17 protein-coding genes and 1 pseudogene are annotated in these 17,407 nt (G+C 56.9%); 4 read left to right on the plus strand and 14 right to left on the minus strand.

All coding sequences use genetic code 11. From position 1 onward, the window contains the following. The first annotated feature begins 174 nt into the window (after nt 1–174). The gene (gene gltP, locus GM30_RS14075) at nt 175–1,488 is read left to right on the plus strand and encodes a glutamate/aspartate:proton symporter GltP (RefSeq protein ID WP_049849115.1); all 1,314 of its coding nucleotides are present in this window, start codon (nt 175–177) and stop codon (nt 1,486–1,488) included. Between the two features lie 53 nt (nt 1,489–1,541). Here the strand turns inward: gltP and GM30_RS14080 are convergent, their stop codons facing one another. Together GM30_RS14080 and fdhF are read right to left on the minus strand one after the other, a co-directional pair. Continuing rightward, a complete protein-coding gene (locus tag GM30_RS14080; RefSeq protein WP_049849116.1) occupies nt 1,542–2,213 on the minus strand; it encodes a tetratricopeptide repeat protein in 672 nt (223 codons plus the stop codon). Between the two features lie 271 nt (nt 2,214–2,484). Beyond that, nucleotides 2,485–4,632: a formate dehydrogenase subunit alpha gene (fdhF, locus tag GM30_RS14085; protein ID WP_080993434.1), complete on the minus strand. Its 2,148-nt coding sequence runs from the start codon at nt 4,630–4,632 to the stop codon at nt 2,485–2,487. Between the two features lie 305 nt (nt 4,633–4,937). Here fdhF and yjdP point away from each other — a divergent pair, with 305 nt between their 5' ends. Next, nucleotides 4,938–5,243, plus strand: coding sequence for a DDRRRQL repeat protein YjdP (gene yjdP, locus GM30_RS14095; protein ID WP_049849119.1), 306 nt, complete (start codon nt 4,938–4,940; stop codon nt 5,241–5,243). Here yjdP and phnP read toward each other — a convergent pair. The 12 genes and pseudogenes from phnP to GM30_RS14155 form a co-directional block, all read right to left on the minus strand. Further along, complete coding sequence (phnP, locus tag GM30_RS14100; RefSeq protein WP_049849120.1) at nt 5,240–5,998, minus strand: phosphonate metabolism protein PhnP; 759 nt, start codon at nt 5,996–5,998, stop codon at nt 5,240–5,242. The genes yjdP and phnP overlap by 4 nt on opposite strands. A gap of 31 nt (nt 5,999–6,029) precedes the next feature. Then, nucleotides 6,030–6,599 (minus strand): ribose 1,5-bisphosphokinase, encoded by a 570-nt coding sequence (gene phnN, locus GM30_RS14105; RefSeq protein ID WP_049849121.1) that lies wholly within the window; start codon nt 6,597–6,599, stop codon nt 6,030–6,032. Then, the gene (gene phnM, locus GM30_RS14110) at nt 6,599–7,735 is read right to left on the minus strand and encodes an alpha-D-ribose 1-methylphosphonate 5-triphosphate diphosphatase (protein ID WP_049849122.1); all 1,137 of its coding nucleotides are present in this window, start codon (nt 7,733–7,735) and stop codon (nt 6,599–6,601) included. The genes phnN and phnM overlap by 1 nt, the downstream gene beginning before the upstream one ends. Beyond that, nucleotides 7,732–8,412, minus strand: coding sequence for a phosphonate C-P lyase system protein PhnL (gene phnL, locus GM30_RS14115; protein ID WP_049849123.1), 681 nt, complete (start codon nt 8,410–8,412; stop codon nt 7,732–7,734). Before phnL ends, phnM begins: the two co-directional genes overlap by 4 nt. A 114-nt stretch (nt 8,413–8,526) precedes the next feature. Continuing rightward, nucleotides 8,527–9,285, minus strand: a complete 759-nt coding sequence (phnK, locus tag GM30_RS14120) for a phosphonate C-P lyase system protein PhnK (RefSeq protein ID WP_049849124.1) — start codon at nt 9,283–9,285, stop codon at nt 8,527–8,529. Further along, complete coding sequence (gene phnJ, locus GM30_RS14125) at nt 9,282–10,130, minus strand: alpha-D-ribose 1-methylphosphonate 5-phosphate C-P-lyase PhnJ (RefSeq protein ID WP_049849125.1); 849 nt, start codon at nt 10,128–10,130, stop codon at nt 9,282–9,284. The genes phnK and phnJ overlap by 4 nt, the downstream gene beginning before the upstream one ends. Beyond that, on the minus strand, nt 10,123–11,118 hold the full coding sequence (locus tag GM30_RS14130) for a carbon-phosphorus lyase complex subunit (RefSeq protein WP_049849126.1): 996 nt from the start codon (nt 11,116–11,118) through the stop codon (nt 10,123–10,125). Before GM30_RS14130 ends, phnJ begins: the two co-directional genes overlap by 8 nt. Then, a pseudogene (gene phnH, locus GM30_RS14135) lies at nt 11,118–11,677 on the minus strand (phosphonate C-P lyase system protein PhnH). The gene GM30_RS14130 and the pseudogene phnH overlap by 1 nt, the downstream one beginning before the upstream one ends. Next, nucleotides 11,674–12,126: a phosphonate C-P lyase system protein PhnG gene (gene phnG, locus GM30_RS14140; RefSeq protein ID WP_049849127.1), complete on the minus strand. Its 453-nt coding sequence runs from the start codon at nt 12,124–12,126 to the stop codon at nt 11,674–11,676. Before phnG ends, phnH begins: the two are co-directional and overlap by 4 nt. Continuing rightward, on the minus strand, nt 12,127–12,807 hold the full coding sequence (gene phnF, locus GM30_RS14145; RefSeq protein WP_049849128.1) for a phosphonate metabolism transcriptional regulator PhnF: 681 nt from the start codon (nt 12,805–12,807) through the stop codon (nt 12,127–12,129). It lies immediately after the preceding gene. Between the two features lie 189 nt (nt 12,808–12,996). Further along, nucleotides 12,997–13,431, minus strand: a complete 435-nt coding sequence (yjdN, locus tag GM30_RS14150; RefSeq protein WP_049849129.1) for a VOC family metalloprotein YjdN — start codon at nt 13,429–13,431, stop codon at nt 12,997–12,999. 79 nt (nt 13,432–13,510) lie between these two features. After that, nucleotides 13,511–13,846, minus strand: coding sequence for a zinc ribbon domain-containing protein YjdM (locus GM30_RS14155; RefSeq protein WP_038158283.1), 336 nt, complete (start codon nt 13,844–13,846; stop codon nt 13,511–13,513). 339 nt (nt 13,847–14,185) lie between these two features. On the opposite strand from GM30_RS14155, the gene crfC reads away from it, so the two are divergent. Further along, nucleotides 14,186–16,513: a clamp-binding protein CrfC gene (gene crfC, locus GM30_RS14160; RefSeq protein ID WP_049849130.1), complete on the plus strand. Its 2,328-nt coding sequence runs from the start codon at nt 14,186–14,188 to the stop codon at nt 16,511–16,513. Continuing rightward, on the plus strand, nt 16,510–17,397 hold the full coding sequence (locus GM30_RS14165) for a diguanylate cyclase regulator RdcB family protein (RefSeq protein WP_049849131.1): 888 nt from the start codon (nt 16,510–16,512) through the stop codon (nt 17,395–17,397). Before crfC ends, GM30_RS14165 begins: the two co-directional genes overlap by 4 nt. Nucleotides 17,398–17,407 lie beyond the last annotated feature (10 nt).

The following is a 17,407-nucleotide window of genomic DNA, read 5'->3' on the forward strand; positions in this document are numbered from 1 at the left end:
TGCACTTCAACAGACAAAAGCTCCATTCTGAAAGGGTTGCGCAGCATGCCATGCAAATGATACTGATATTGCGCGTTAAAAAACCCCACTAACAAACGCAACACAATTCATACCCCTTTCAGCAGCTGTCATTCATTTAAGGAATGACTGCTCTCATTGAGGAAGTCTGTAGTCATGAAAACAAAAAAAGTCAGCCTGGCCTGGCAAATTCTGCTGGCGCTGGTGCTGGGCATTCTGTTGGGCAGTTATCTGCATTATCAAAGTGATAGTCGCGAGTGGCTTATCGCCAACCTGCTATCTCCGGCCGGAGATATCTTCATCCATCTGATCAAAATGATTGTGGTGCCGATTGTGATTTCGACGCTGGTGGTCGGGATTGCGGGCGTGGGTGATGCGAAGCAGCTCGGGCGTATTGGCGCGAAGACCATTCTCTATTTCGAAGTGATCACAACCGTTGCCATTGTGCTCGGCATTACGCTGGCGAATGTGTTCCAGCCTGGCGCGGGCATTGATATGTCGCAACTGGCGACCGTGGATATTTCGAAATATCAGAGTACGACAGCGGACGTGCAGAGCCACGCGCATGGCCTGATGGGCACGTTGCTGTCGCTGGTGCCAACCAATATTTTCGCTTCGATGGCGAAGGGCGACATGCTGCCGGTGATTTTCTTCTCGGTACTGTTTGGCCTGGGATTGTCGTCGCTGCCTGCATCGCACCGCGAACCGCTGGTCACCGTCTTCCGTTCCATCTCTGAGACCATGTTCAAAGTGACGCACATGGTGATGCGTTACGCGCCGATCGGGGTGTTCGCGCTGATTTCCGTTACCGTCGCCAACTTCGGTTTTGCCTCGCTGTGGCCGCTCGCCAAGCTGGTGGTGCTGGTGTACGTGGCGATCCTGTTCTTTGCGCTGGTGGTGCTGGGGCTGGTGGCGCGCATCTGCGGACTGAGCATCTGGACGCTGATCCGTATCCTGAAAGAAGAGCTGATTCTGGCTTATTCAACGGCCAGCTCCGAAAGCGTACTGCCGCGCATTATCGAGAAAATGGAAGCCTATGGCGCACCTGCGTCGATCACCAGCTTTGTGGTGCCGACCGGTTACTCCTTTAACCTCGATGGCTCCACGCTCTACCAGAGTATTGCGGCCATTTTTATTGCGCAGCTGTATGGCATTGACCTTTCTATCGGTCAGGAAATCATTCTGGTGCTGACGCTGATGGTGACCTCGAAAGGGATTGCCGGCGTGCCGGGTGTTTCCTTTGTGGTGCTGCTGGCGACGCTGGGCAGCGTCGGTATTCCGCTGGAAGGTCTGGCGTTTATCGCTGGTGTTGACCGTATTCTCGACATGGCGCGTACGGCGTTGAATGTGGTGGGTAATGCCCTGGCGGTACTGGTGATCGCGAAATGGGAACACAAATTTGACCGCAAAAAAGCGCAGGCTTACGAGCGCGACGTGCTGGGCAAATTTGATAAAACAGCGAATTCATAAATATATAAGCCGGGTGACGCACGGCGCACCCGGCCTGTCAGTGGCTGAGCCGGTTACTCATTGCTCAGCCGATCAAACTCCTCACAGCCGGTATCAAACCCCTCCATACAGCTCAGATTGAGCCACTGCAGCGCCTTCTGCTTGTTCGGCGTGATAAACCCTTTCTCTCCCTGCAGGAACATCATCCCGGCCCAGTATTCAGCATAGCCGGTACGCGACAGGGTTGAGCTGCGTTTGAAGTAAACCGCCGCTTTGGCATCATCTTCAGGCAGTGGTCCGCCGTTGGCATAGATGAGTCCCAGCAGCATTTGCGCATCAACGGCGGCATCGCTTTCGATATTCTGGGCGGCGCTTTCCAGCAACTGGATGGCGCGAGGATAGTCCGGTTTGCCGGCCTCGCTGTTCACCAGAATGCGTGCGAGGATAATATCGCCGTTTTTACTGCCAGCGACGCTTGCCTGTTCGGCCAGCGTTTTCGCCCCGGCGATATTCTTTTTCAACGACATTTGCGCCAGCAGGGCGATCGCATCGGCATTGCCGTTTTGCGCTGCCTTTTCAGCCCAGAAGTGTGCCTTCTGTTCATCGCCGGAGCTGTAGTACGTGTCAGCGAGAAGGTACTGCGCATGCGGATCGCCCGCCTGTGCCTGCTCCTGAAACTGACTGCCGATGTCGTCTGCATGTAATGGAAATATAAACAAAAAAAGTAAAAAATAGAGATATTTCATTTTTAGTTATCTTCAGAGTACAGAGCGCGCAGTATAATTGGATGGCAGGAAAAATAAAACGGCTGCGTAAGACTTCTGATAAAGCGAACCGTGATTAATTAAGGAAAAGCTCAGGATTGTCAGGAAAATAACTCACACCGCCTAAGTTTACTCAGTAAATATCTCATTCAATTAAGAAAAAATGACATTCCGTGGAATCAGTATTGCCTGATTTTAATATAAAAAAGGGGTGAATTAATTCACCCCATATCATTAGCGAAAATAATTAATTTCAGCCCATCGCGGTTTCACGCAGGCGGGATTTCAATTTATTATATTCATCGATCACATACTGTTCCGCGGCGCGCTGATCGGCTATGGGCTCAACGCGGACGGCGCAATATTTATACTCCGGCGTTTTGGTTATCGGGCTCAGGTTTTCCGTCACCAGCTCATTACAGGCACCAATCCACCATTGATAGGTCATGTAAACCGCGCCTTTGTTCGGGCGGTCGCTGACTTTCGCACGGGTGATAATTTTGCCTTTACGTGAGTTCACCCACACCAGCGCTTCATCTTCAATGCCCAGACGCTCGGCGTCAGCGGTATTGATTTGCGCGTAGCCGGGTTCATCCGCCAGCGCCGACAGTGCGGCACAGTTACCGGTCATGGAACGACAGGAGTAGTGGCCCACTTCACGAACGGTGGAAAGTACCATCGGATACTCATCGCTGAGTTTGTCGATAGGGGCGACCCAGTCGCAGGTGAAGAATTTTGCCAGCCCGTTCGGGGTATCGAATTTCTCTTTGAAGAGATACGAGGTGCCCTGATCGGCGTCAGATTCATCGCGGCACGGCCACTGGATATAACCCAGCTCACCCATTTTTTCATAGGTGGCGCCGAAGAAGTCCGGGCACAGATGCCGCAACTCGTCCCAGATTTCCTGGGTGTTGTTGTAGTGCATCGGGTAGCCCATACGCGTGGCGATTTCGCTGATGATTTGCCAGTCGGTTTTCAGATCCCATTTCGGCTCAACGGCCTTAAAGAAACGCTGGAAGCCGCGATCTGCCGCCGTGTACACCCCTTCATGCTCACCCCATGAGGTGGAAGGCAGGATGACATCCGCCGCCGCGGCGGTTTTGGTCATAAAGATGTCCTGCACAATCACCAGCTCCAGATCCTCAAACCCTTTGCGAACGGCAGAGAGTTCGGCATCGGTCTGCAGCGGATCCTCGCCCATGATGTAGGCCGCACGGACTTCGCCATGCGCCGCGCGATGCGGCAGCTCACTGATGCGATAGCCCGTATGGGCAGGCAGACTTTCCACACCCCAGGCTTTGGCGAATTTCTCGCGGTGTTTTTCTTCTTTGACGAACTGATAACCCGGGAACGTATCCGGCAGCGCGCCCATATCGCAGGCACCCTGAACGTTGTTCTGACCGCGAACCGGGTTCACGCCGACGCTCGGCTTGCCGAGGTTGCCGGTTAACATCGCGAGGCTGGTCAGCGAACGAACGGTTTCCACGCCCTGGTAGAACTGAGTCACGCCCATGCCCCACAGGATCGCCGCTGATTTTGCCGTGGCGTACATTCGAGCGCACTGACGAATCTGCTGCGCGCTGACGCCGGTAATGTCTTCAACCGACTCCGGCGTGTAGCCCTCAACGATTTTACGATATTCTTCAAAGCCTTCCGTACGGGTGGCGACGAACGCGTTGTCGTATAGATTTTCTTCGATGATGACATGCCCCATGGCGTTGAGCAGCGCGATGTTCGAGCCATTCTTCAACGCAAGGTGCATATCCGCAATGCGCGCCGTTTCAATTTTGCGCGGATCGCAGACGATAATTTTCGCCCCATTGCGTTTGGCGTTAATCACGTGATTCGCCACAATAGGGTGTGAATCTGCCGGGTTGTACCCGAAGATAAACACGAGATCGGTGTTATCAATCTCTGTGATGGCATTACTCATGGCGCCATTACCGACCGACTGGTGCAGACCTGCAACCGAAGGGCCGTGTCAGACGCGAGCGCAGCAGTCGACGTTATTGGTACCAATAACGGCGCGCGCGAACTTTTGCATCACATAGTTGGTTTCATTACCCGTTCCGCGTGAAGAACCTGTCGTCTGAATGGCGTCCGGGCCGTACTTCTCTTTAATGGCGCTCAGACGGCTGGCGACGTAATCCAGCGCGTCGTTCCAGGAGACGGACTCCAGTTTGCCGCCGCGCTGTCGGCGAATCATGGGGGATTTCAGACGGGGGGTGAGGATTTGCGTATCGTTAATGAAATCCCAGCCGTAATACCCTTTCAGACAAAGCGTACCCTGGTTGGTTTTCCCTTGCGCTGCCTCAGCCCTGACGATTTTGCCGTTATCCACGACCAGATTGATTTTGCAACCTGATGCGCAGTACGGGCAAACCGTGACGACTTTTTTCATCGGTCTCGCTCCAGTTAATCAATTCACGCTCTCGCGCTTTCATACTGATTATGCATCTTCTATGCCATGTTTTTATTGTGGGTATCCCCTGATATTACGGGTGACTTTTGGGCGATGTCATGACGAAAAGCAGATTATCGTCAGATTTGACGTGTCGAAACGGGGGGCGGGAGAGACGTTTCTCGAAATGATAATGCGGCTGACAAAATGATAAGCGCCTGCCCGGCGCAATTGAGAATCCTCCGCTACACGCGCTTTTGGCGATTTACTACTGTGGGTTCAGCCCGACACTGAGACTTAACCCTATGAAACGTCACTTAGCAGCGATACTGTTCAGCCTGCTTTCACTGAACAGCCAACTGGTTCACGCGGATGTCATTGACGATGCGATCGGCAATATTCAACAGGCGATCAACGACGCCTGGAAACCTGACAGCAACAACAACCGGGGCTATGATGACGATCGCGACGACGGCTGGGAGCAGCAGATGAGCGACGATCGCCGCCGGCAGTATGACGACCGCCGTCGCCCGTTTGAGGATCGGCGTCGTNNGGAGCGACGCCAGCTGGAGGATGAAGAGCGCCGTTTTGAGGACGATTACGCGCGCTAGCCCAGCACGATTTCCATACCATCGAACCCCGCTTCAATGCCCTCCGGCAGCGGATGCGTCATCATCCAGACATCAAAGTGATGACTGATATGCGTGAGGATCACGCGCGGGCAGCGCGTCTCTTGTTTGATCGCCACGACCGCATTGAGATCGTTATGGTTACGCGGCGTTTCGTCGCGTGGCTCATGGCTGCAGTCAATCACTATCACCTGCGGGTGATTATTGAGCAAAAACGTCAGCGTTTTGTCAGGCAGCCCGGCGGTATCGGTAAGCCAGGCAACGCGGCTATGCGCTGACTCCAGCAAATAGCCGAAGGTCAGTTTTGAGTGGGTGAGCGGCAGCGGCGTGACCCGCAATCCCTGCAGTTCAAACACCACGAACGGCTCCACGGTGTGGCTAAAATCGAGAATTCCAGGGTGTTTAAACAGATCGTCGCAGCCCTGTTCGTCCGGCGGTCCGTATACCGGAATGGGTTCGCCAATGCCCCAGCGCAGCGGGAACAGGCCCTGCACATGATCCATATGGTAGTGGGTGAGTAAAAACTGCTGAAAGCTGCCGGCGGGGTGATGCTCCATCAAGTCAGGTATTCCGGCGTCGAGCAGGGTGACGGCATCGTTGTAATTCACCACGCCGCTACAGGGGCGGCGACGATGCTGAGGATGCTGACTGGCGCGGCGGCAGGCGGCGCAATCGCAGCCGAAGACCGGAACTAACTGCGCGCCTCCGGTGCCGGTTAAGCGGAGAATCAGACTCATCATTCCTCCTTACAGTGCGTACTGACGCAGTTTACAGGCAGGCATGGGGTTTCTCTTGTGGCGCAACGGGCTGATGGATCAGGGATAAAAAGGTCTCCACTGACTGTAGCAGACTGCCGTCGTTATTCAGCATATGGCAGTTGTCCGGCGTATAGCGCGCCGCCCGCGCCAGACGCTGGTCAATGTCGATGGCGTTCTCGCGACCGCGACGCTCAAGCCGCTCGCGCAACACCTCTGGCGAAACATGCAGGCAGACGGGCAACAGCGCCGTTCCGTAGCGCGCTTTCGCCTGCGGCAGATGCGCCCGTGAGCCGTTGACCACCACGTCAAACCCGGCATGCAGCCAGACGTCAATCTCCACGCCGACGCCGTAATAAAAATTATTGGCGTGCCAGCTCAGCGCAAACAGCTGCTGTTCGGCGCGGGTAAAAAATTCCTGCTCGCTCAGCGCAACATGGTTTTCGCTGCCTGCGTTCCACGGCCGGGTGATGTAGCGATGCGCCACCAGAATGCGCGGATGCTCCAGTACGCGCAGTGCTTCCAGCAGACTGTCTTTACCGGAGCCCGACGGCCCCACTAACCAGACCAGCTTTCCCACCATCAATAAACCCTCTTGCCCTGACGCCAGACATGGTCGATGTGAATGTGTTGGTTTTTGCGGTGCGCCAGCACCAGGTCGGCGCGTTTGCCTTCGCCAATGACGCCGCGATCGTGCAGGTTCAACGCCTGCGCCGGGTTTTTCGTCACCAGACGAATGGCCTGTGGCAGCGTGAAGGCATTGTCGTCATCGTCCGCCACGCGGAACGCCGCATCCAGCAGGCTTGCCGGATAATAGTCGGACGACAGAATATCCAGCAGGCCGAGCGAGGCCAACTGATGCGCCGCGACGTTGCCGGAGTGCGAACCGCCGCGCACAATATTGGGCGCGCCCATCAGCACGTTCATGCCGTGCTGGCGTGAGGATTCTGCGGCTTCGAAGGTGGTGGGAAATTCGGCGATCACGCTGCCAATCTGATGTGATTCGACAACATGTTCGTGAGTGGCGTCGTCATGGCTCGCCAGCGCAATGTTTCGCTGACGACAGAGGGCGGAGATGGCTTCACGGTTGGGCTGCGACCAGCGGGCCGCCAGCTGTAGCTGCTCTTCTTCATAGCGCGCCATCTGCTCGTCGGTAAGCTGGTATTTGCCCTGATAATATTCGCGGTATTTCTCCAGGTTGGCGAACTGGCGCTGACCTGGCGAATGATCCATCAGCGACACCAGCGTCACCGGCTCGCGACCGACCAGCTTTTCGAACAGCGGCAGGGTGGTGTGGTGCGGCAGTTCGCAGCGCAGATGCAAACGGTGTTCGGCGCGGTTTACGCCGCTTTTTTGTGTCTCTTCGACGGCGTTAATCATCTTTTCGAGATTTTCCAGCCGGTCGCCGCCGTCGCGCACGTCGCCAATCGCCACCGCATCCAGCACGGTGGTGATGCCGCTGGACACCATCAGCGCATCGTGGCTGCTCATGGCGGAATGCGCAGGCCAGTCCACTTTCGGACGCGGGGTGAAGAATTTATCCAGATTATCAGTATGCAGCTCGATAAGCCCCGGCAACAGCCAGCCGCCTTCACCATCCATTGCTTGCGGCAGACGGCTCTGCGTCTGGGCAAAAGCACGGATGACGCCATCCTGGACGTCAACAGATCCATGAACCACTTCATCTTCCAGCACTAACTTTACTTTATTGATAATCATGATGTTGCACTCATCGGATGGAGACGATCGGCGACGTGATGACGTACCGCGTCGTCATGGAAAATACCGACAATCGCAGCCCCGCGCGCTTTGGCTTCGGTAATCAGTTCAACGACAGCCGCACTGTTCCTGGTATCCAGCGATGCCGTCGGTTCGTCGAGCAGCAGAATCGGGTAATCAACGATAAAACCGCGGGCGATGTTGACGCGTTGCTGTTCGCCGCCGGAAAAGGTTGACGGCGCCAGATGCCACAGGCGTTCCGGCACGTTGAGCCGCGTCAGCAGGCGGGCGGCTTTGGCGGCGCATTCGTCGCGCGGAACGCCGAGATTAATCAGCGGCTGCATTACCACGTCCAGCGCGGAAATACGCGGGATCACCCGCAGAAACTGGCTGACCCAGCCGATGGTGGATTTACGCACTTCCACCACTTTTCGCGCGGGCGCAGTGACCAGATCGACCCACTCGTCGCCGTGTTTAATGTGAATGTGGCCGTCGTCGGGCAAATAGTTAGCGTACAGGGAACGCAGCAGCGTGGATTTACCGCTGCCGGAGTGGCCGTGCAGCACGACGCATTCCCCGGCATCAACGGACAGCGACGCGTTCTGCAACACCGGCAGACGCACGCCGTTCTGGTGGTGCAGGACGAACGTTTTACTCAAATTCTCTACATGAATCATAGTGGCCTCGTGGTCCGGGTTGCCGGGTGGCGCTTCGCTTACCCGGCCTACGAATGTGCGGCTTTTGCAGGCCGGATAAGGCAAAGCCGCCATCCGGCACAGCAAAAACAACGCTCAGTTCTGCAATACCGATGACACCAGCAACTGGGTATAGGGATGATGCGGGTCGTCCAGCACGCGGTCGGTTAACCCACTTTCCACCACCTGACCTTCTTTCATCACCATCAGGCGGTCGGCCAGCAGGCGTGCGACGCCGAGATCGTGGGTAACAATCACCACCGCAAGGTTCAGCTCCACCACCAGTCCGCGCAGCAGATCCAGCAGACGTGCCTGCACGGAGACGTCCAGTCCGCCGGTGGGTTCGTCCATAAACACCAGTTTCGGATGGGTGACCAGGTTGCGGGCGATTTGCAGACGCTGCTGCATGCCGCCGGAGAAGGTGGTCGGCAGGTCGTCGATGCGTGACGCGGGGATCTCCACCTCTTCAAGCCACTGCTGCGCCGTGGCGCGAATATTGCCGTAATGGCGCGCGCCGGTGGCCATCAGGCGTTCGCCGATGTTGCCGCCCGCCGAGACCTGACGGCGCAGACCGTCCAGCGGATGCTGATGCACCACGCCCCACTCGGTGCGCAGCAGGCGACGGCGTTCCGCTTCGCTCATGGCGTACAGCGAACGTTGCTGATACACCACCTCGCCCTGCTGTGGCGTCAGGCGTGCCGAAATCGATTTCAGCAGCGTGGTTTTACCGGAGCCGGATTCGCCGACGATACCCAGCACTTCGCCCGGCCAGAGCGCGAACGACACGTCGCTGAAGCCTTTGCCCGGCGCGTACAGGTGGGTCAGGTTATTGACTGAAAGCAGCGGTTGGGTCATTTGCTTAACGCCTCGCTCTGTTGGCGGCAGTAGTCGGTATCGGAGCAGACAAACATCCGTTTGCCGGTGTCATCCAGCACCACTTCATCAAGGTAGCTGTGGCGTGAGCCGCAGATGGCGCAGGGTTCGTCCCACGCCTGCACGGTAAACGGGTGATCGTCGAAATCGAGGCTCTCGACGCGGGTAAACGGCGGCACCGCGTAGATCCGTTTTTCGCGCCCGGCGCCAAACAACTGCAGGGCAGGCATCATGTCCATTTTCGGATTGTCGAATTTCGGAATCGGCGACGGATCCATCACATAGCGGCCGTTCACTTTCACCGGATAGGCGTATGTGGTGGCGATATGGCCGAAACGGGCGATGTCTTCATACAGTTTCACCTGCATCACGCCGTACTCTTCCAGCGCGTGCATGGTGCGGGTTTCGGTTTCGCGCGGTTCGATGAAGCGCAGCGGCTCGGGGATCGGCACCTGATAGATCAGGATCTGGTCTTCCACCAGCGGCGTCTCGGGGATCCGGTGGCGGGTCTGGATCAGCGTCGCTTCGTCAGTGCGCTCGGTGGTCTCAACACCGGTAACGCGTTTAAAGAAATTGCGGATCGAGACGGCGTTGGTGGTGTCGTCAGCGCCCTGGTCGATCACCTTCAGCACGTCGTTTTCGCCGATCACGCTGGCGGTGAGCTGGATCCCACCGGTTCCCCAGCCGTAGGGCATCGGCATTTCACGGCCGCCGAACGGCACCTGATAGCCGGGGATCGCCACCGCTTTAAGCAGCGCGCGGCGGATCATGCGTTTGGTTTGTTCATCAAGGTACGCAAAGTTGTAGCCGGTCAGTGGGTTAGCCACGGCAGTTCTCCCGTTGCAGACATTTCAGCAGCTCCAGTTCAGCCTGGAAATCAACGTAGTGCGGCAGCTTGAGGTGCGAGACAAATCCGGCGGCCTCAACATTATCGGCATGCGCCAGTACGAACTCTTCGTCCTGCGCCGGGCCAGCAATTGATTCGTCGTAGTCCGGTGCCTGCAACGCGCGATCCACCAGTGCCATCGCCATCGCTTTGCGCTCGCTCATGCCAAAAGTCAGCCCGTAGCCACGGGTGAAATGCGGCGGCTCATCGTCCGGCGCAACAAAGCCGTTCACCATTTCACATTCAGTCATCAGCAGTTCACCGACGTTCACGGCAAATCCCAGCTCTTTCGGCACGATGTCAATCTCAACGTAACCGCTGCGGATCTCCCCGGCGAACGGATGGTTGCGGCCATAGCCGCGCTGGGTGGAGTAGGCCAGCGCCAGCAGATACCCTTCGTCGCCGCGCATCAGCTGTTGCAGGCGCGAGGCGCGTGAGCAGGGGTAAACCGGCGGCGTGCGGGTGATGTCATCCGGCATCGTATCGGTATCTACTTCCGCTTTCGCCAGCCCCTGTTTCGCCAGCAGGCTGAAGACGTGCGGCGTGGATTCAGGCGTGGAATCGGCGGTATTCAGCACCGGCGTTTCGCCGTTTGCCAGCAGGGTGAAATCAAGCAGACGGTGGGTATAATCGTAGGTCGGGCCAAGCAGTTGCCCGCCGGGCACGTCTTTATAGACGGCGGAAATGCGGCGTTCGAGGCGCATCTCTGCGGTCTTTAGCGGCTCGCTGACCGCCAGTTTCGCCAGCGTCGTGCGGTAGGCGCGCAGTAAAAAAATNTCGGTCATCACGCGGTCAACGGCGAGATTCAGCTGCTGCTCAATTTGCGCCACGCTCAGTTCAGGCAGCCCGGTATCGCCCCGGCGCCGGTGTTCCTGCAGATTATGGGCGGCGGCTATCGCTTTTTCGCCCCCTTTGACGGCAACGTACATCAGCACACCTCGACATGGGTGGTCCGCGGGATCGCCAGCAGGCGTTCGCCGCAGGTGAGGATCAGGTCAACGCCCAGCGGGAACGGGTGCGGGCGCTCGGTCAGTTCGTGTAACAGGCACTCCGGCAACTGCGGCGCAATCATGCGTTCTTCGGCAATACCCGCGCCGGTCAGACGCAGCATGCGCCCGCCGCTCAGCCCGGCCACCTGCACAATCAGCGTGGCGCTGGTTTCCGGCGCCACGGCGCTACCGGCGCTCATCGCGTTCAGTTGATCGGCGCTCAGCGCGTCATCCGCCACGGCGAACACCGCCTGCTGCGGCTGATCCACCAGCGGCGCGTTGGTATGAAAACGTAAGTTCTGACGGGCGATATCATTGTTCACCGCCGCGGACAGCCATACCGGCGTGTCGTTATCCGCCAGCGTCAGCAGCACGCTGGTGGTGGCGAGATTGAGCGGCTGCCAGCCCTGTTTCAGTTGNNGCTCATCGCTTTCAGCAGGCGACGAAAACTGTGTTGGGCATCCTGCACCGGAAGGGTAAAAGCCATCTGTAATGTCATGCGTTATCTCCGCGAACCAGCGTAAAGAAGTCGACCCGGCTGGCATCGACTTCGGCGCGGCGGGCGTTAATCTGTGCCGTTCGCGCTGCCTCCAGTGGGTGAATCAGGGTTTCCATTAAGGACTGAAAATGGGATTGGGTTTGTAGCAGGGCGTCGATAACCGCGCAGCGTTCCGCGTGTGGTTTATCGCGCCCGAGCACCCAGCTGTAGCCGAGGGTGCCATCCGCGAGACGGATCACCGCGCGGGTCAGGGTGGCGTCGCCAGCAAAAAAGCGATCGCCGGTGCCGCCCATTCGCGCCTGGATCTGCACCAGCCCGGTTTCCGGGGCGCGGATCAGCGCGTAATCGGGCGACAGTTTCAGCGCCTGCATCCGCGCGCTGAGCGCGGTGGGGTCGCTGTGTGACAGCGCCGACATCCAGCGCTGACGGGTTGCGGTATCGAAATGCATTCAGTGCTCCATAGTGAATTCAATCATGTCGGCGCGGGTCAGGCTGACGGAGTATTCCGCCGCGTTGATCTCGCCGTCACGGTGGTTCAGGGTGCGCACGCAGAGCAGCGGCGACAGGTTGGGGATCTCCAGCACGTTGCTCTCTTTGGCCTGGGCGCGGCGGGCGCTGATACGCGTCTGGGTGCGTTTCAGGGACACGCCCAGCCGCTCACGCAGAAAGTCATGCAATGAACCGCTGTTAAAGGTCTGCAGTTCTGGCCAGAAGCGCATGTCGGAAAAGTAATGGTCGATCAGACACAGGGCGATGCCGTTCACCCGGCGCAGCGTGCGCAGGTGGATGACGTTGTCGCCCTCCTGCACGCCGAGCGCGTCGGCGACGTGGCCCGATGCCGGACGCAACACCGACAATAGTTTTTCGCTGGTGGGATGGCTGCCCTGATCGAGCAGGTTCTGGCTGAATCGCGCCTGGGAATTGAGCGGGTAATCGAACGGACGCATCAGCACCAGCACGCCGATACCCTGACGACGCTGCACCCAGCCTTTTTCCACGAGCTGGTCGATGGCGCGGCGCAGGGTGTGGCGGGTCACTNAGCGGTAGTGGTTGCGTAGCTCCTGCTCAAGTTTCGCGGCAATCTCCTGATAACGCGTCGGGTAACTGGTCGGATGTCTGGACAAGTGCATAGCCATCAAAGCCTCGCTAATCAGTTTACGTGCCTAAGGGAAATCACAAATTGCATGCACAATGCGGCCTCCATGAGTTGGCCCCATCGTGGCGGATGAATGTGACATTTGGGTTATGTGGGCATTACTGAAAGATGAAGAGTTGACGACGCGAAGATGACGGACAGGCGACGCCTGCCCGTCAGGGGATTAATGTTGTTTGAGGACGTTGATCATCCACGGCACACCGAATTGATCGACCACTTTTCCGAAGCCGTGCGCCCAGAAGGTCTCCTGCCAGGCCATTTCAATTTTACCGCCCTGAGCCAGGCTGTCGAACCAGCGTTTCCCTTCTTCGGTATTCTGGGTGTCGATGACCAGCGTAAAGCCGGAATAGTTCGCCTGCTCGCTCATCAGGCCATCGCTCATCATGATGTCGCTTCCGGCGATGCGGACGTTGGAATGGGCGATAGCATCGTCCGGGAACGGCGTTGCCGACGCGCAGCCGTCTTCGTTGTTCTGCGCCTCTTTGGGCATTTCGCCGAAGGTGATTTTGTACGCCAGTTCTGCACCGAGCGTTTGTTGATAGAAGGCAATGGCGTCAGCACAATTGCCTGCGAAAGAGATGTAGGGACTTAACGGCATAATCATTACCTCAGGTAAGAGAAGCCCGTTAAGTGTAGTTGGGGTTAACCCGGTAAACGAAGCGCCCCCGGGTGACAAACTAGTTCTTCTTCACAAACTCGGATTTGAGTTTCATCGGGCCAAAGCCGTCAATTTTGCAGTCGATGTTGTGATCGCCTTCGACCAGACGAATATTCTTCACTTTTGTGCCAATTTTCAGCATCGAAGAGCTGCCTTTTACTTTTAAATCTTTGATCACGGTGACGCTGTCGCCGTCGGCCAGCAGATTGCCGTTCGCATCTTTCACGATCAGCGCATCGCTCTCCTGAGCCGGTTCAGCATCATTCCATTCGTGCGCGCATTCCGGACAGACGTACATACCGTTATCTTCATAGGTATATTCGGAATTGCATTTTGGGCAGTGTGGAAGTTGCATTAAAAAAGTCCTCTTAAAATGGCAGATCGCCGAAAATAGGCCTAATTATACCGCAAATCCACACTTTTGTCGGTGCTATTTCACAAGCGCGGCGGCACCGTGCGGGAAAGCTCGCGTTACCGATATGAAAATAAATAACGATATGTTCTGAATATTTTAGAAAATGCGCTACGCTGTTAATCTCTGCTTTATCTAAAGCACCGCCAGAATAATAAATTAATGAGCACCAGAACAAACATAAAATATTATAAAAACGAGTAATTATAAAAATAATATCTGGGTAATAAAAGTTCAGAGAAATAAAAGTAATATAATTTGCGTTAAGGAAATTCTTTAACCATGTACACACAGACAATATATGAGCTAAGCCAGGAAGCCGAGCGCTTACTGCAGTTGGCTTTGCGACATCTACAGAGTTTGAAAACCCTGCCGGTGAGTGATCAAAACGCTCAGGCAGCCCCGCGCCCGTTGCATTTCAGCCCGGAGGGGATTAGCACCCAACAGGCGACGTTGAATAACGAATTACGAAAGATCACCCGCCTGGAAATGGTGCTGGCGATTGTCGGCACCATGAAAGCCGGGAAATCAACCACCATTAATGCGATTGTCGGGACTGAGGTTTTACCTAACCGCAATCGGCCGATGACGGCAATTCCAACGTTAATTCGCCACACGCCCGGGCAAAAAGAACCCGGCCTGCATTTTACCCATCCTGAACCTATCGATCGGTTAATGCAGGAATTGCAGAATAAAATCAGCCACATCGACCGCAACGTGCTGGCAGAAAAGCTTGAGTTAGATAAGGACATGAACACGCTGCTCGACAGAATTACTCACGGCGTGGCGTTTGAAAAACACTATCTTGGCGCGCAACCGATTTTCCACTGCCTGAAAAGCCTTAACGATCTGGTGCGGCTTTCTCAGGCGCTGGAGGCGGAATTTCCCTTCGCCGACTATGCCGCGATTGAACATATTCCGGTGATTGAAGTGGAATTTGTCCATCTCTCCGGTATGGGGCATTTCCCCGGCCAGTTGACGCTGCTGGATACGCCTGGGCCAAACGAAGCCGGGCAGCCGCATCTGCAAAAAATGCTCAACGAGCAACTGGGGCGAGCGTCGGCGGTATTAGCGGTGATGGATTACACGCAACTGAAATCTGTTTCTGATGAAGAGATGCGCCAGGCGATTGCGGCGGTCGGGCAGTCGGTGCCGCTGTATGCGCTGGTCAATAAGTTCGATCAGAAAGATCGCAACAGCGACGATGAAGACCAGGTGCGGGCGCTCATTTCTGGCACGTTGATGAAAGGGTGCATTACCTCGGGGCAGATTTTCCCGGTGTCGTCAATGTGGGGTTATCTGGCAAATCGTGCGCGGCATGAGCTGAACGTCCACGGCAAACTGCCGTCGCCTGAGGAGCAGCGCTGGGTGCAGGATTTTGCCGAAGCGGCGCTGGGGCGACGCTGGCGCAATGAGGATCTGCAGGAGGTCGGTAAAATGCGTCACGCGGCCGATCTGCTGTGGGAAGATTCGCTGTTTGAGCAGCCCATTTATAAATTGCTGCACGCGGCGCACACCCATGCCTCGCTGTTTGCGTTGCGCTCCGCCTCGCACAAACTGCTCAACTATGCGGTGCAGGCGCAGGACTATCTCGATTTTCGTCATCAGGGCATGACGGTGGCGTTCGATCAGCTTCAGCACAATATTGCCGGGCTGGAAGAGAGCATGGCGCAGTTTGAAGCGCGCAGGTACGGCGTTACCGATGAGGTGCATCATGAGGTAGTGGAGGCGCTCGCCGGTGTTGAGGCCTTTATTACTGAGCAGCAGGCGAGCGCGTTACAGCAGGTAGAGCGCTGGTTTGGAGAAGAGAATCTGCGTAGCCTGAGCGGCGATGTGCCGGTTGAACTGCGAACGGGTGACGGTGAAGACGCGGGTCAGGTAGTGCTTAATGCCGAAAGCGAGGCGCATTGTCTGCTGAGCAAGATTCGCCAGGGCTGTGAGAGCGTGTTGCTCACCACCCAGCAGACGCTAACGCGAGAGCTGTCGCAGCGCTTTGCGCAACTGGAAATCAGTCTGACACGGACGCTGGAAGAGGCGTTGCGTCCCATCGAACTGCACATTAAGGAAGAGCTGGGCAAGGCCGGATTCCGGGCGCGGATCAGCCTGCCGCCGTTTCGCGCCGGGCTGGTGGATTTTAACATTCCGCTGGTATTTGCTGATGCGATTGCCCGTGAAGATACGCCGGTCAGCGCGTTACCGCGCGGAGGAGTGCGGGAGTCCGTTACGCGCTGGCTGAATAACCCCGGCTGGGGATGGGACGACTATGTGATGACGCAGGCGCGGTACGTGATTGATATTCCTGCCCTGAAGCACAAGCTCATCTTCCATATTTCTCAGTTTTGCGAGCAGATCCTGAAAGCGCTGGGGGCGCAGGTGGACGTGGCGGTGACCGCCGGAATGACCACCTTTTTCGCCGGATTTTCACAGAACCTGGCAGGATTGCAGAAGAACCTGCAGGAAAGCCTCAACCTGCGCCAGCAGCACCAGTCCGCGGTCATGACGCTTAATCTTCAGCTTCAGCAAAGTCTGTCCACCGTCCGGTGGATCCAGGAGGATGCGCGTCTGCTTCGCGATGATATTCAGACACTTTTTGCGGTCGAACAGACATGAACAGGCAATTACTGGAAGGTCCGGGGCGGCATCTCGAATCCATTCACCCGAAATTTATTGTCGAGCTGGTGCTCGGCATCGACAATCCGCGCCCGGGTTCGGTGGTGCCGCAACAGCAACTGTTTCGCGAGCGATTGCTGAAAGAGGTGGTGTCGCAGGTACAGCTGGCACCGTGGGCGATGACCGGCGCCCCGGGCGATAACCCGGCGATCCGCCTGGCGCTGGCGGAAAAACTGGCGGGGATGTTTGACCCCGGCCATCTGGCGCTTACGCGCATGAGCCAGTATCTGCTTTCCTTACAAGAGAAAGGGCGTGCATCAACGGAACTTCGCCAGCAATACGGCGTGGTTGCCGGGCATTTTCTGCAACGCGCCGGGCATAAGCAGCGCGCGCTGTCACAGCGTGGACTGATGGTGCATGCGGGCGAGCACAGCGATCAGGTGTTTACCCGCTGGCATGCGGGCAGCTACGACGGCTGGTCGCTGGCGGGCCGCTGTTTTATCGCCCTGGAGGAACTGCGCTGGGGCGCATTTGGCGACGCCTGCCGCCTGGCGAACAGTGAAGTCAGGGCGCTGCTGAAAGAGAATCTGCTGACCATGGCCAGCCAGTATCTGGCGGAGAGTATTAGCGCTTCGCCGGAGACGCGTCATTTTTATCACCAGTGGCTGGCATCACCTACTTCTGCGTCACTGATGGATCACCGGGAAATGCTTGGCTGGCAGGGGAGCTGGTGCTCTGCAGAAAAACACCCGGTCAGCTGGTCCATCACCCAAACCTGGCAAACCATCGCCCTGGGCATGCCACGGCTCTGTTCGGCAAAACGTCTGGTGGAGGCGATGCTGGAAGAGATGTTTACAGATGACATGCTGGCCGCTCCGCTGTAGCCGGGCGCTG

Source organism: Trabulsiella odontotermitis, assembly GCF_001188485.1.
GTDB classification, from domain to species: Bacteria; Pseudomonadota; Gammaproteobacteria; order Enterobacterales; family Enterobacteriaceae; genus Trabulsiella; species Trabulsiella odontotermitis_A.

What these genes read in the sequence shown, in the direction of transcription:
- phnK (WP_049849124.1), bottom strand. Translation starts at nt 9,285, where the DNA reads ATGACCCAACCGCTGCTTTCAGTCAATAACCTGACCCACCTGTACGCG.
- phnL (WP_049849123.1), bottom strand. Translation starts at nt 8,412, where the DNA reads ATGATTCATGTAGAGAATTTGAGTAAAACGTTCGTCCTGCACCACCAG.
- phnM (WP_049849122.1), bottom strand. Translation starts at nt 7,735, where the DNA reads ATGATTATCAATAAAGTAAAGTTAGTGCTGGAAGATGAAGTGGTTCAT.
- GM30_RS14165 (WP_049849131.1), top strand. Translation starts at nt 16,510, where the DNA reads ATGAACAGGCAATTACTGGAAGGTCCGGGGCGGCATCTCGAATCCATT.
- gltP (WP_049849115.1), top strand. Translation starts at nt 175, where the DNA reads ATGAAAACAAAAAAAGTCAGCCTGGCCTGGCAAATTCTGCTGGCGCTG.
- phnN (WP_049849121.1), bottom strand. Translation starts at nt 6,599, where the DNA reads ATGGTGGGAAAGCTGGTCTGGTTAGTGGGGCCGTCGGGCTCCGGTAAA.
- phnP (WP_049849120.1), bottom strand. Translation starts at nt 5,998, where the DNA reads ATGAGTCTGATTCTCCGCTTAACCGGCACCGGAGGCGCGCAGTTAGTT.
- GM30_RS14155 (WP_038158283.1), bottom strand. Translation starts at nt 13,846, where the DNA reads ATGCAACTTCCACACTGCCCAAAATGCAATTCCGAATATACCTATGAA.
- phnG (WP_049849127.1), bottom strand. Translation starts at nt 12,126, where the DNA reads ATGCATTTCGATACCGCAACCCGTCAGCGCTGGATGTCGGCGCTGTCA.
- GM30_RS14080 (WP_049849116.1), bottom strand. Translation starts at nt 2,213, where the DNA reads ATGAAATATCTCTATTTTTTACTTTTTTTGTTTATATTTCCATTACAT.
- yjdN (WP_049849129.1), bottom strand. Translation starts at nt 13,431, where the DNA reads ATGCCGTTAAGTCCCTACATCTCTTTCGCAGGCAATTGTGCTGACGCC.
- crfC (WP_049849130.1), top strand. Translation starts at nt 14,186, where the DNA reads ATGTACACACAGACAATATATGAGCTAAGCCAGGAAGCCGAGCGCTTA.